The organism is Bacillus sp. Leaf49, assembly GCF_001426125.1.
GTDB classification, from domain to species: domain Bacteria; phylum Bacillota; class Bacilli; order Bacillales; family Bacillaceae; genus Bacillus; species Bacillus altitudinis.
Genome location: NZ_LMRK01000012.1, coordinates 398,855 through 412,457 on the forward strand (window position 1 = coordinate 398,855; position 13,603 = coordinate 412,457).

The 13,603-nt window shown below is 42.5% G+C and carries 17 protein-coding genes; all 17 read left to right on the top strand.

Going from position 1 to position 13,603, the window contains the following annotated elements:
* Positions 1 to 34 precede the first annotated feature (34 nt).
* The 17 genes from ASG46_RS08795 (at position 35) to ASG46_RS08875 (ending at position 13,580) form a co-directional block, all read left to right on the top strand.
* Positions 35 to 478 (top strand): GNAT family N-acetyltransferase, encoded by a 444-nt coding sequence (locus ASG46_RS08795; RefSeq protein ID WP_007497650.1) that lies wholly within the window; start codon positions 35 to 37, stop codon positions 476 to 478.
* A gap of 161 nt (positions 479 to 639) precedes the next feature.
* Complete coding sequence (locus tag ASG46_RS08800; protein ID WP_024718758.1) at positions 640 to 1,692, top strand: L-threonylcarbamoyladenylate synthase; 1,053 nt, start codon at positions 640 to 642, stop codon at positions 1,690 to 1,692.
* Between the two features lie 60 nt (positions 1,693 to 1,752).
* Complete coding sequence (locus tag ASG46_RS08805; protein ID WP_045033925.1) at positions 1,753 to 2,307, top strand: manganese efflux pump MntP; 555 nt, start codon at positions 1,753 to 1,755, stop codon at positions 2,305 to 2,307.
* A gap of 63 nt (positions 2,308 to 2,370) precedes the next feature.
* On the top strand, positions 2,371 to 2,829 hold the full coding sequence (locus ASG46_RS08810) for a low molecular weight protein arginine phosphatase (RefSeq protein WP_017360042.1): 459 nt from the start codon (positions 2,371 to 2,373) through the stop codon (positions 2,827 to 2,829).
* Between the two features lie 141 nt (positions 2,830 to 2,970).
* Positions 2,971 to 3,420, top strand: coding sequence for a ribose 5-phosphate isomerase B (gene rpiB, locus ASG46_RS08815; RefSeq protein WP_003214714.1), 450 nt, complete (start codon positions 2,971 to 2,973; stop codon positions 3,418 to 3,420).
* Between the two features lie 12 nt (positions 3,421 to 3,432).
* On the top strand, positions 3,433 to 3,972 hold the full coding sequence (locus ASG46_RS08820) for a TIGR01440 family protein (protein ID WP_007497644.1): 540 nt from the start codon (positions 3,433 to 3,435) through the stop codon (positions 3,970 to 3,972).
* Positions 3,973 to 4,149: 177 nt separating this feature from the next.
* Positions 4,150 to 5,397 carry a serine hydroxymethyltransferase gene (gene glyA, locus ASG46_RS08825; RefSeq protein ID WP_024718755.1) on the top strand — a complete coding sequence of 416 codons (1,248 nt, stop codon included), beginning with the start codon at positions 4,150 to 4,152 and terminating at the stop codon, positions 5,395 to 5,397.
* 147 nt (positions 5,398 to 5,544) lie between these two features.
* A complete protein-coding gene (gene upp, locus ASG46_RS08830) occupies positions 5,545 to 6,174 on the top strand; it encodes a uracil phosphoribosyltransferase (RefSeq protein ID WP_003214553.1) in 630 nt (209 codons plus the stop codon).
* Between the two features lie 498 nt (positions 6,175 to 6,672).
* Positions 6,673 to 7,056, top strand: coding sequence for an ATP synthase subunit I (locus ASG46_RS08835; protein ID WP_007497639.1), 384 nt, complete (start codon positions 6,673 to 6,675; stop codon positions 7,054 to 7,056).
* A gap of 7 nt (positions 7,057 to 7,063) precedes the next feature.
* Complete coding sequence (gene atpB / locus ASG46_RS08840) at positions 7,064 to 7,798, top strand: F0F1 ATP synthase subunit A (protein ID WP_007497637.1); 735 nt, start codon at positions 7,064 to 7,066, stop codon at positions 7,796 to 7,798.
* 48 nt (positions 7,799 to 7,846) lie between these two features.
* The gene (atpE, locus tag ASG46_RS08845) at positions 7,847 to 8,059 is read left to right on the top strand and encodes a F0F1 ATP synthase subunit C (protein WP_003214968.1); all 213 of its coding nucleotides are present in this window, start codon (positions 7,847 to 7,849) and stop codon (positions 8,057 to 8,059) included.
* A gap of 120 nt (positions 8,060 to 8,179) precedes the next feature.
* Complete coding sequence (atpF, locus tag ASG46_RS08850; protein WP_007497634.1) at positions 8,180 to 8,692, top strand: F0F1 ATP synthase subunit B; 513 nt, start codon at positions 8,180 to 8,182, stop codon at positions 8,690 to 8,692.
* Positions 8,689 to 9,234: a F0F1 ATP synthase subunit delta gene (locus ASG46_RS08855; protein ID WP_007497632.1), complete on the top strand. Its 546-nt coding sequence runs from the start codon at positions 8,689 to 8,691 to the stop codon at positions 9,232 to 9,234. The genes atpF and ASG46_RS08855 overlap by 4 nt, the downstream gene beginning before the upstream one ends.
* 16 nt (positions 9,235 to 9,250) lie before the next feature.
* Positions 9,251 to 10,759, top strand: a complete 1,509-nt coding sequence (gene atpA, locus ASG46_RS08860) for a F0F1 ATP synthase subunit alpha (RefSeq protein WP_035389793.1) — start codon at positions 9,251 to 9,253, stop codon at positions 10,757 to 10,759.
* 88 nt (positions 10,760 to 10,847) lie between these two features.
* The gene (locus tag ASG46_RS08865; protein WP_007497628.1) at positions 10,848 to 11,714 is read left to right on the top strand and encodes a F0F1 ATP synthase subunit gamma; all 867 of its coding nucleotides are present in this window, start codon (positions 10,848 to 10,850) and stop codon (positions 11,712 to 11,714) included.
* 24 nt (positions 11,715 to 11,738) lie between these two features.
* On the top strand, positions 11,739 to 13,160 hold the full coding sequence (atpD, locus tag ASG46_RS08870) for a F0F1 ATP synthase subunit beta (protein ID WP_008343395.1): 1,422 nt from the start codon (positions 11,739 to 11,741) through the stop codon (positions 13,158 to 13,160).
* Positions 13,161 to 13,184: 24 nt separating this feature from the next.
* The gene (locus ASG46_RS08875) at positions 13,185 to 13,580 is read left to right on the top strand and encodes a F0F1 ATP synthase subunit epsilon (protein ID WP_008343393.1); all 396 of its coding nucleotides are present in this window, start codon (positions 13,185 to 13,187) and stop codon (positions 13,578 to 13,580) included.
* Positions 13,581 to 13,603 lie beyond the last annotated feature (23 nt).

Consider the following 13,603-nt stretch of genomic DNA (forward strand, 5'->3'; position numbering starts at 1 on the left):
GAGTTGAAGTAAGAGAACAAAAAGAGGTGAAAGCATGTATTATCAATTAAGAATAGCGACAGAAGAAGATGCCCCGGCCATTAATGCTTTTCTTGAAAAAGGCCAAGCAAAAGGCGGGGTGACGATTGCAGAGCGTACGTCATTTGTGGTCATGGAAGATGCAGACGGTGAGCTTGCAGGCTGTTTAGGCCTTGAACGACTAAATGAACAAGAAGGATTGCTAAGATCACTTGTGATATCAGATAAACTTGGTCAGGGGCATATCGTTTCTCTGTTCCAAAGTGTTCAAACGCTAGGGGAAAAGCAAGGTGTGGACACCTTTTATGTTGTAGCCAATCACTCCTCTTCGCATGATTTTTTAGCGCTGATGGGCTTTACGCCTATAGAGGAAATCCCAGAAAGTGTGTGGGTATCTGCGCATGCAAAAGAGTCGTTGGGAAAAGAGCAGGCGGTTGTGCTGCAAAAAACAGCGAGTTAATCACAAAACATCGGACTTATTCACATACTTATCCACTGTAAAACAAGCGTTATCCACAAATTGTGGACAACGCTTGTTTTATTTAGCATCATCTTTTATACTTTCAAAAGGATAATTGAGATATATCAACAGTTTTATCTTTTTTAAAAGGAGTTTGTATGATGTTAAATACAAAAAGATGGTCTGTGGATTTAAAAAAGGATTTATCCACATACTATCCACAAATTGAACAAGCAGCTCTGTTGTTGCGGCAGAATGAAGTGGTCGCTTTTCCGACAGAAACGGTGTATGGACTAGGGGCAAATGCAAAAGAGACAGAGGCTGTGAAGAAAATTTATGAAGCGAAAGGACGCCCAAGTGATAATCCGTTGATTGTTCACATTGCGGACGTTCAACAGCTTCATGAATTTGCGCAAATAGAAAATGAAAAAGTAACAGCGCTGATGGATGCCTTTTGGCCAGGCGCTCTCACCATTGTTCTACCTTGTAAGCCGGGCACATTATCAAAGCAGGTGACGGCAGGTTTAACAACAGTAGGCGTAAGAATGCCTGATCATCCTGTTGCGCTTGAACTCATCCGAGCAGCTGGTTTGCCAATTGCCGCGCCTAGTGCCAACCGTTCGGGAAAACCGTCGCCGACACTTGCGGATCATGTCGCGAGTGATCTTGATGGGAAAATTGCTGGCATTGTCGATGGTGGTTCAACAGGTATTGGCGTGGAGTCAACGGTTGTATCCTGTGTAGACGAGATTCCAGTGATCTTAAGGCCGGGCGGTATTACAAAAGAAGCGTTAGAAGAGGTCGTAGGAACAGTCAACACGGATCCAGGGTTGACGAAAAAGGACGAGGCGCCTGTATCGCCGGGAATGAAATACACACATTATGCACCTGAAGCACAAATGTATATATTTCATGGAAGTGATGAAGACATGCAGCTGCACATTCAGAAGTACCGAGCTGAAGGACTAAAAGTAGGTGTGCTGACGACAGAAGAAAAGAAGGAATGGTTTGCGGCAGATGTTATCTTTAGCTGTGGATGGAGAGAAAAGCCTGAAACGGTTGCGGCAAACTTATATCGTGTGTTGAGACAATTTGATGAAACGGATGTAGACTTGATCATTTCAGAAGCCTTCTCAGAGCAGGGAGTTGGTTCTGCGATCATGAACCGTCTGCAAAAAGCGGCAGGAGGGCGCACTCTCTCTTCATTCAAATAGTTCTAACCTCTCTTGGACAAACATAGGTTAAAGGAGAATGCGTGTCCAAGGGGGATTTACATGTACGAACTAGCTGGCGAATTGCTGACACTCAGTATCATGGCTTTTGCACTTGGAATGGATGCCTTTTCGGTTGGACTCGGCATGGGGATGATTCACCTGAGATTCCGCCAGATCCTATATATTGGACTTGTCATTGGGATATTTCATATGTTTATGCCTCTTTTTGGCATGCTAACAGGTCAGCTTTTATCTGGCTGGCTCGGTCTCCTTGCTACCTATATAGGCGGGGCGCTGCTTTTGGTGCTGGGTCTGCAAATGATCATCGCTTCTATCCGAAAAGAAGATAAGCCATTTATCGCACCTGTTGGGGCCGGTCTCGTTCTTTTTGCAACAAGTGTGAGTTTAGATAGTTTTTCCGTTGGCTTAAGCCTGGGGATTTACGGTTCTCGGGTGTTGATGACCATTTTATTGTTTGGCTTTTTTAGTATGATGCTCACATGGCTTGGATTATTACTCGGTAAACAGGTTCGGTCATGGGTAGGTTCATACAGCGGGGCGCTTGGCGGATTGATTTTACTAGCCTTTGGAATCAAATTATTATTTCCGCTCTAGCCAGTCTCCTTACATAACATGTAGAATGAAATGCTATATAATAGAAGAAAAGGAGGTCGAAAGATGAATATCTTATTTGTTTGTACGGGAAATACTTGCAGAAGTCCGATGGCTCAAGCCCTTTTTTCCTCCATTGCAGATGAAAAAGGCTTACAGGTCACTGTAAAATCAGCGGGCATCTTCGCCTCTGATGCAGGGAAGGCTTCTCCTCAAGCAGTCGAAGCATTATTTGAGAAAAGCATTCCACTGAATCACTCGTCGTCTAAACTAACAGAAGAACTTCTTCATGAAGCAGATTATGTCTTCACCATGACGATTCAGCATAAACAGTTGATTGTGGAGCAATATGCTCATGTGAAAGACAAGGTCTTCACTCTAAAAGAATTTGCGACAGGATCAGAAGGTGACGTGTCGGATCCATTTGGAGGGAGTCTCTCCATTTATCAGGAGACACGAGATGAACTAGAAACGCTATTGTATCAACTTGCTAAAAAGCTTAAACAGGATCACAAATCCTCATAAATGGACAACCTGTAAAACCGTTGCGCAAACGGTTTTTCTGCTTTTGTTTGCAAATGACTAGGCAGAGGTTAAAATATAACTGTAAATAAAGAATGAATGTAAGACATGACAGATTAACTCACCCTTAGGAGGAATTGCCCGATGAAAGTAGCCATTGCATCCGATCACGGCGGAACGAATATTCGTGAAGAAATCAAACAACTAATGGATGAATTAAAGATTGAATACATTGATATGGGTTGTGAATGTGGATCAGGTTCTGTAGACTACCCTGACTATGCTTTTCCTGTAGCCAATATGGTGGCAAACGGGGAAGTCGATCGAGGCATTTTGATTTGCGGGACAGGTATCGGTATGAGCATTTCAGCAAACAAAGTGAAAGGCATCCGCTGTGCACTGGCGCATGATACATTCAGTGCAAAGGCGACGAGAGAACATAACGATACAAATGTTCTTGCGATGGGAGAACGAGTCATTGGACCAGGATTGGCAAGAGAGATTGCTCACATTTGGCTGACAACAGAATTTACTGCAGGACGTCATGCTGTGCGGATTGGTAAAATCGCTGATTACGAAGAAAAGCACCTGTAAGGAGCGCTTAACATGAACATTGGTCAAGATTGGCTTGAAATGTTAAAAGAGTTTCATCAAACAGTTGAACTGCGAGCCGGCCACATTTTAGTGATTGGCTGCAGTACGTCAGAAGTGGCTGGCGAGCACATTGGGACAGCGGGAAGTGAGCAAATTGCTGAAGCTATTTATCAAGAGCTCGATCAACTGAGACGCGAGACAGGAATTGAATTGGCCTTCCAATGCTGCGAGCATTTGAATCGTGCCCTCGTTGTGGAAGAAGAGGTGGCGTACCGGCTTAACTTAGAAATTGTAGCGGCAGTACCTGTCCGTAAGGCGGGTGGTTCTATGGCGGCGCATGCGTATCAGCAAATGGAACACCCTGTGCTGGTTGAATCCATTTCAGCGCATGCAGGGATTGATATCGGTGATACATTCATCGGCATGCACTTAAAGCGGGTAGCTGTACCGGTCCGTCTCAGCCGTCATCAATTAGGACAAGCACATGTGACGTTTGCAAAAACTCGTCCAAAGCTGATTGGCGGAGAACGAGCCGTTTATACAAGATCATAGTTCGGATATATTTCTAATATAATGTTGAATGATGAAGACGCTTCACCCTTTGAATATTCGGGTTTTCATAAAAAAGAAGTCGATTTTCCAAAAAAAACTTTTACATTTTACTCAAAAACCGTGTACAATGAGATGGTGAAAACATCGAATGGAAATAGATTGGAGAGGATTTCGCTGATGAAACATTTACCTGAGCAAGACGCACAAGTATTCAAAGCAATTCAACTAGAGCGGAAACGCCAGCAGGACAAAATCGAATTAATTGCATCAGAAAACTTCGTAAGCGAAGCAGTCATGGAAGCGCAGGGCTCTGTCTTAACAAACAAATATGCAGAAGGTTACCCTGGTAAACGCTACTATGGCGGCTGTGAACATGTAGACGTTGTAGAAGATATCGCACGTGACCGCGCAAAAGAAATTTTTGGCGCTGAGTATGTGAACGTACAGCCTCACTCAGGAGCTCAAGCGAATATGGCCGTATACTTTACAATCCTTGAGCATGGCGATACAGTGCTAGGCATGAACTTATCACATGGCGGGCATTTAACACATGGAAGCCCTGTAAACTTTAGCGGCGTACAGTACAACTTTGTAGAATACGGTGTAGATAAAGAAACACAACATATCGACTACCAAGATGTACTTGAAAAAGCACGTGAGCATAAGCCGAAACTAATCGTAGCGGGGGCAAGTGCTTACCCACGTCAAATTGATTTCAAAAAGTTCCGTGAAATTGCCGATGAAGTCGGTGCTTACTTTATGGTGGACATGGCTCACATCGCGGGTCTTGTTGCAGCAGGTCTTCATCCAAATCCAGTTCCTTACGCTGATTTTGTGACAACGACAACTCACAAAACATTGCGCGGACCTCGCGGCGGAATGATTCTATGCCGTGAAGAGTTTGGTAAAAAGATCGACAAATCGATCTTCCCTGGTATTCAAGGTGGACCACTCATGCATGTGATCTCTGCAAAAGCTGTTTCTTTCGGTGAAGTATTGAACGGAGATTTCAAAACATATGCACAAAACGTGATTGATAACGCAAAACAACTAGCTGAAACCCTTTTATCTGAGGATATTCAGCTTGTATCTGGTGGAACAGATAACCATCTTGTTCTCATCGACTTGCGCTCTCTTGGCATTACAGGAAAAATTGCAGAAAACGTTCTTGATGAAATTGGTATCACGGTGAACAAAAATGCAATTCCATATGATCCAGAGAAACCATTTGTTACAAGTGGTGTACGTGTAGGTACAGCAGCAGTGACAAGCCGTGGCTTCGATCAAGAAGCGATGAAAGAAGTCGGTTCCATTATTGCGCTTGCTCTGAAACATCATGAAGATGAAGCGAAATTAGAAGAGGCGAAAAAGCGTGTATCTGATCTGACAGCTCGTTTCCCTCTATATCAAGAATTAGATTATTAAGATGCAGACCCATTTGCCTATTTTTGGCATGTGGGTTTTTTTTGTAGGATTTGCGAATCATATTGAAAGATGATGTCTTTTTATGTAGAATTGTAGGAAGTGTGCAAAGTTCACCGGAAGATGACAGAAAAGGAGTTGTAGCAAGCAATGGCAAAGGTTTATGTATTTGATCACCCGCTTATTCAGCACAAACTTACATATATTCGTGACGTTCATACAGGAACAAAAGAATTTAGAGAGCTAGTGGATGAAGTCGCAACATTAATGGCATTTGAAATCACAAGAGACTTACCGCTTGAAGAGGTAGATGTAGAAACACCTGTACAAGTCGCTAAATCAAACGTGATCTCAGGTAAAAAACTCGGAGTTGTGCCGATTTTAAGAGCAGGTCTTGGAATGGTAGACGGGATTTTGAAACTCATTCCAGCTGCCAAAGTGGGACATGTCGGTTTATACCGTGATCCGAAGACATTAAAGCCTGTTGAATATTATGTGAAGCTTCCATCTGATGTGGAAGAGCGTGAATTTATCGTAGTAGACCCAATGCTTGCAACGGGCGGATCAGCAGTAGAAGCATTAAACAGCTTGAAAAAACGCGGTGCGAAAAACATCCGCTTCATGTGTCTGATTGCTGCGCCAGAAGGTGTAGAAGAAATGCAAAAACATCATCCAGATGTTGATATCTACATTGCGGCATTAGATGAGAAGTTAAACGAAAAAGGTTACATCATCCCAGGTCTTGGTGATGCTGGTGACCGTATGTATGGAACAAAATAAGAATGGTTCATGAAAAGCCCACATGCAAACGTGCATGTGGGCTTTTTTGAAAAATATGACAAACGGTTGATATCGTTCTTAGAAAAATCAATGTATACTGAACATTAGCAGTTTTTTTGAATGAATGTCACAACTCTCCTAAAGTTTGATGAAATTGTGAACATTTTGTGTGCTCTCTCATTATAGAAAAGTTTTTTAACTTTCAACGGATTGACACATCATAGACGCTATTGTATGCTAAACGAGGGTATTATGGTAAGGTTTTCATAGCCTATAGCACTCTACTAATCCTCATTGTGAACCCTTTAATAATCAGGGTTTGTATCAGCGAATGAAGCAGAATCCCATAGATCTAAAGATTTCAAGTCTGATTGCACAATTAGACCGATGGGTGATTGATTTTTTTCAAACAGGACGGCTTATCATAAGCGTCTTCTACGCAGTTTTCATCACCATTTATCACCTTTTTTACAATATTTTTCATCGGGAGTCAGATGAATGAACGATCCAAACGTCATTTTCCGCAGACAGAGTAAATATATGTTCTATTTATTGGCAATTTTTGTGTTTGGCTATGCCATGCCTGGTTTTAAACCACTGTTTCTTGGTTTCATTATCGGCACAATTTTTGCTTTCTTTAATTTATTCCTGCTTATTCGGAGAATGCATGCTTTTGATCGAGCAGTTAAAAAAGGAAAATCTATTCGTTCAATGGGAAGTACAGCCAGGTGGGCCAACGCAATTCTCGCAGTAGCGATTGCTTGGCGTTACCCTAACGAAGTTCATCTGGCAGGTGTTGTTATAGGATTAATGACAATATATCCTGTCATTATGATAGATTCCTTCATTCAACTTAAACGTTCTACTATGGAAGAGAGGTGAATACTCTTTGGGTCACAGTTCAAAAACTACAGAATTTTTAGGGTTAACGTTCAACTTATCCAATGTTCTCATGATTACGATTGCTAGTATCATCGTTCTTCTCATAGCGGTGCTGACTACTCGTGTTCTGGCTATTCGTCCGACAAAGGCGCAGAACTTCATGGAATGGATTGTTGATTTTGTTCGAAATATCATAGGTAGTTCGATGGACATGAAAACAGGAGCCCCATTTCTAGCGCTTGGCGTTACATTACTCATGTACATATTTGTTTCAAACATGCTTGGACTGCCATTCTCGATTACGGTCGATCACAACTTATGGTGGAAATCACCAACTGCTGATCCTGCAATCACAATGACACTAGCGGTTATGGTCATGGGATTGACACACTACTATGGTGTTAAAGCAAAAGGAGTCAAGGAATATACAAAAGACTACTTTAGACCAATCCCACTTTTAGTACCGCTGAAAATTATTGAAGAATTTGCAAACACATTAACACTTGGTTTGCGTCTTTATGGAAATATTTTCGCTGGAGAGATTCTTCTTGGTTTACTTGCAGGACTTGCGACTAATTTCTATTCGCAAAACCTTGCACTAGGTATCATTGGTACATTAGGTGCCATCGTGCCGATGATTGTATGGCAGGCATTCAGTTTGTTTGTCGGAACCATCCAGGCATTTATCTTCACCATGCTGACAATGGTGTATATCTCCCATAAAGTCAGCGACGAACACTAAAAAATTGAGAGTCCAAAAAGGACGTTATTTTAAAGGAGGAGCTTTTTAATGAATTTAATAGCAGCAGCAATTGCAATCGGTTTAGGAGCACTAGGAGCAGGTATTGGTAACGGTCTAATCGTATCTAAAACAGTAGAAGGAATCGCTCGTCAGCCAGAAGCTGGTAGAGAACTAAGAACTCTTATGTTCATCGGGGTAGCTTTAGTTGAGGCACTTCCAATTATCGCTGTCGTTATCGCATTCTTGGCATTCTTTGGTTAATATGTGAGAAGCGTTCTAATATGAATTTTAATGGCGAAGATCAGATTAGTTCGAAACTTCGCCATTCCTTTATGTTTTGTTTCTTAACATATTATTTAAAGAAGGGAGTTGCCGTACTAAATGTCTCAGTTACCAGTAGTTTTAGGAGCAGGTCTAAACACCGGAGATATCATATTCCAGCTGATCGCTATGCTCATCCTGCTTGCACTTTTAAAGAAATTTGCGCTTAAGCCTTTATTAGGGATTATGAAACAGCGTGAAGATTATATAGGAAATGAAATTTCAAGTGCTGAAGAAAAGCACGTTCAAGCTGAAAAGCTTCTTGAAGAACAACGTGTCTTATTGAAAGAAGCACGCGAAGAATCACATACACTCATCGAAAATGCGAAAAAGATTGGTGAGAAACAAAAAGAAGACATCATTCAAGCAGCACGTCAAGAATCAGAGCGCTTGAAAGAGTCTGCTAGAACTGAAATCGTGAAAGAAAAAGAACAAGCTGTGGCTGCACTGCGCGAGCAAGTTGCATCACTTTCTGTATTAATTGCTTCTAAAGTGATTGAAAAAGAACTTGATGAGCAAGCACAAGAGAAATTGATCCAAGAGTATCTTAAAGAGGCAGGCGAAAGCCGATGAGCGTGACTATTGTCTCTAAGCGTTACGCTTCTGCTCTTTTTGACATCGTTCTTGCTTCTTCGGCAGTAGACGAAACTGAAAAAGAGCTGAATGAGATCAAAAAAGTTCTCAAGGCTGACCAAGAATTAAATGACTTTCTTGTTCATCCGAAGATTACGGCAGACAAAAAGAAACATCTGATTGCAGAAGCTTTCAAAGGTGTTTCGACATATGTTTTGCACACAATGTATTTACTGATTGACCGTGGACGCACGAATATTTTTCCTGAAATGGCGTCTGAGTTTGTGAAACTTGCAAACCGTACGAAACAAATAGACGATGCGATCGTGTATTCAGTGAAACCGCTTAGCGGAGCTGAAATTCAATCTTTATCTGAAGTATTTGCCAAAAAAGCCGGAGTCACATCACTGCGTGTAGAAAACGTGATTGACAAGGATCTAATAGGCGGAGTGAAAATCCGTATCGGAAACCGCATTTATGACGGCAGTGTCAGCGGAAAGCTTTCCCGCATTGAACGTCAGCTTGCAGGCGAAAATCGTTAGAAGGGGTGAAACCTTAGTGAGTATCAAAGCTGAAGAGATTAGCGCGCTGATAAAGCAGCAAATCCAAAACTATCAATCTGAAATTGAAGTAAAAGATGTCGGTACAGTCATTCAAGTAGGGGACGGTATCGCGCGTGTACATGGCCTTGACAACATTATGGCAGGAGAGCTTGTTGAGTTCTCTAACGGTGTAATGGGTATGGCTCAAAACCTTGAGGAGTCTAACGTAGGTATCGTAATCTTAGGACCTTACAAAGATATCCGTGAAGGTGACGACGTAAAACGTACAGGTCGTATCATGGAGGTTCCAGTAGGAGAAGAGTTAATCGGACGTATTGTGAACCCACTTGGTCAGCCTGTTGATGGACTAGGTCCAATTTTAACAAGCAAAACACGTCCAATCGAAAGTGAAGCACCAGGCGTTATGGATCGTAAATCGGTACATGAGCCGCTTCAAACGGGAATTAAAGCAATTGATGCCTTGATTCCAATCGGACGCGGACAGCGTGAATTGATCATTGGGGACCGTCAAACAGGTAAAACATCTGTTGCAATCGATACGATCCTTAACCAAAAAGATCAAGACATGATCTGTATCTATGTAGCGATCGGACAAAAAGAATCAACTGTTCGTGGTGTTGTTGAAACACTTCGTAAGCATGGTGCGCTTGACTACACAATCGTTGTCACAGCTTCTGCATCACAGCCAGCTCCACTTCTTTACCTTGCTCCTTATGCAGGTGTAACGATGGGTGAGGAATTCATGTATAACGGCAAGCATGTGCTTGTTGTGTATGATGACCTTTCTAAACAAGCGGCAGCTTACCGTGAGCTTTCATTATTGCTTCGTCGTCCTCCAGGTCGTGAAGCATTCCCTGGTGATGTTTTCTACCTTCACTCTCGTTTATTAGAGCGTGCAGCGAAGCTTAGTGATGAAAAGGGTGGCGGTTCTATCACAGCATTGCCTTTCGTAGAAACGCAAGCTGGTGATATCTCTGCATATATCCCAACAAACGTTATCTCAATCACAGATGGACAGATCTTCTTACAATCTGATCTCTTCTTCTCAGGCGTACGTCCAGCGGTAAACGCAGGATTGTCTGTATCTCGTGTAGGTGGTTCTGCACAAATCAAAGCGATGAAAAAGGTAGCAGGTACACTTCGTCTGGATCTTGCTTCTTATCGTGAGCTTGAAGCATTCGCTCAGTTTGGATCTGATCTAGACCAAGCGACTCAAGCTAAATTAAACCGTGGTGCTAGAACAGTTGAAGTCTTAAAACAAGACTTGAACAAACCGCTGAAAGTTGAAAAACAAGTAGCGATTCTTTATGCACTGACAAGAGGATACTTAGATGATGTAGCGATTGCTGATGTCAAACGCTTTGAAGCTGAGTTATTCATGTACATTGAAGAAAACCATAAAGACTTGTTTGACACAATCTCTCAAACAGGAAACATGCCTGCTGATGAAGAGTGGAAAACAGCGATCGAAGGCTTTAAACGTACGTTTGCACCAAGCAACTAATTAGTAATCTTTCCGAGAGAAAAAGATTCTCTTTTTCTCTCTTTTCACGTAAATGAACACGGATTCCTGAAAAAAGGTGGTGAAATCTTTGGCCTCATTACGCGATATTAAGTCAAGGATCACGTCAACAAAAAAATCGAGTCAGATCACAAAAGCGATGCAAATGGTATCAGCTGCGAAACTGAATCGTGCTGAAAATAATGCGAAGTCCTTTGTTCCTTACATGGAGAAAATCCAAGAAGTCGTTGCGGCAATCGCAACTGGAACAAGTGCTAAGCACCCAATGCTTCTTTCAAGACCTGTTAAGAAAACAGGGTATCTCGTCATTACATCTGATCGAGGACTTGCAGGACCTTTTAACAGCTCGATTTTACGTGCCGCTTACCAAGCCATTCAATCTCGTCATCAATCTGCTGATGAATATGCGGTGATTGTGATTGGTAAAATCGGACGCGACTTCTTCAAAAAGCGTGGTATTCCAGTTATTTCTGAAGTAACAGGGCTTGGAGACGAAGTAGCGTTTGCTGATATTAAAGAATTAGCAAGCAGTACAGTGCAAATGTTCTCTGATGAAGCGTTTGATGAGCTTTACATGTTCTATAACCATTTCGTCAGTGCCATTTCACAAGAAGTAACAGAGAAAAAATTATTGCCGCTAACGGACCTTTCGGCCGCAGCGACACCAAATAAACGTTCCGCATCTTATGAGTTTGAGCCTTCTGAAGAAGAAATTCTTGAAGTTCTCCTTCCTCAATATGCAGAGAGTTTGATTTTCGGTGCGCTTCTTGACAGCAAAGCAAGTGAACATGCTGCAAGGATGACAGCAATGAAGAGTGCAACAGACAACGCAAAAGAATTGATCGACAGCCTGACACTCTCTTACAACCGTGCTCGTCAAGCAGCGATTACACAAGAGATTACAGAAATTGTCGGCGGAGCAGCTGCCTTAGAATAGAAATAATTGTCAGGAGGGAATGCAATGAAAACAGGACGCATCAGTCAGATCATGGGACCAGTCGTAGACGTTCGTTTTGAAGACGGTCACTTGCCTGAGATTTATAATGCGATCAAAGTTTCGCATAAAGCGGAAAGCGAAAGTGAAGTTGATATCGACTTAACTTTAGAAGTAGCACTACATTTAGGTGATGATACAGTGAGAACCATCGCAATGGCATCAACAGACGGTGTGAAGCGCGGTATGGAAGCTGTAGACCTTGGAAAACCAATTTCAGTACCAGTTGGTAACGTAACACTTGGACGTGTATTCAACGTACTGGGAGATAACATTGACTTAGATGAGCCACTTGGTGTGGAAGCGCAAAGAGACCCAATCCACAGACAAGCGCCTTCTTTCGATCAACTTTCTACAGAAGTTGAAATTCTTGAAACAGGTATCAAAGTTGTTGACCTTCTTGCTCCTTACATCAAAGGTGGAAAGATCGGTCTATTCGGTGGAGCCGGTGTTGGTAAAACCGTTCTGATTCAAGAATTGATCAACAACATCGCACAAGAACACGGCGGTATTTCTGTATTCGCTGGTGTTGGAGAGCGTACACGTGAAGGAAATGACCTTTACTACGAAATGAAAGATTCTGGCGTTATCGAAAAAACAGCGATGGTCTTCGGCCAAATGAACGAACCACCAGGTGCACGTATGCGTGTAGCTCTAACTGGTTTGACAATGGCAGAGCATTTCCGTGATGAACAAGGTCAAGACGTATTGTTCTTTATCGATAACATCTATCGCTTTACACAAGCAGGTTCTGAAGTATCAGCCCTTCTTGGACGTATGCCTTCAGCGGTAGGTTATCAGCCAACTCTTGCAACAGAAATGGGTCAGCTTCAAGAGCGTATCACGTCTACAAACGTAGGATCGGTTACATCGATTCAAGCGATCTATGTACCTGCGGATGACTATACAGATCCAGCTCCAGCTACAACGTTCGCTCACCTTGATGCAACGACAAACCTTGAGCGTAAGTTGACAGAGATGGGGATTTACCCAGCGGTAGATCCACTTGCTTCAACATCTCGTGCCCTTGCACCTGAGATTGTTGGCGAAGAGCATTATGCGATCGCGCGTGAAGTTCAGCAAACATTACAGCGTTATAAAGAATTGCAAGATATCATTGCCATTTTAGGTATGGATGAATTATCTGAGGACGATAAGCTTGTGGTACACAGAGCTCGTCGTGTTCAATTCTTCCTATCTCAAAACTTCCACGTAGCAGAACAGTTCACTGGCCAAAAAGGTTCTTATGTGCCATTGCAAGAAACTGTTAAAGGCTTCAAGGAAATCTTATCTGGTAAATACGATCACCTTCCAGAAGATGCATTCCGCTTAGTCGGCCGCATTGAAGAAGTGGTTGAAAAAGCCAAAGAGATGGGTGTAGAGGCCTAATCTGGTCCTTAGGAGGGTAAAAGCATGAAGACCGTTCAAGTCAATATCGTTACTCCCGACGGCCCAGTGTATGAAGCGGATGTGGAAATGGTCAGTGTAAGAGCAGAAAGCGGTGAGCTTGGGATTTTAGCTGGCCACGTTCCAATGGTTGCTCCGCTAAAAATCGGTGCAGTTCGCTTAAAACATAGTGGATCAACTGAATTGGTTGCAGTAAGCGGTGGATTTGTTGAAGTTCGCCCCGAAAAAGTAACCATTCTTGCTCAGGCTGCTGAAACATCAGACAAAGTTGATGTAGATCGTGCAAAATCAGCGAAACAGCGTGCTGAAGAGCATTTGAACCACCCGAATGAAAGTGATGTACGCAGGGCGGAACTCGCATTAAAACGGGCATTAAACCGTTTAAATGTAGCAGGGAAATAAAACAGAAAATCCTTCTTATCACA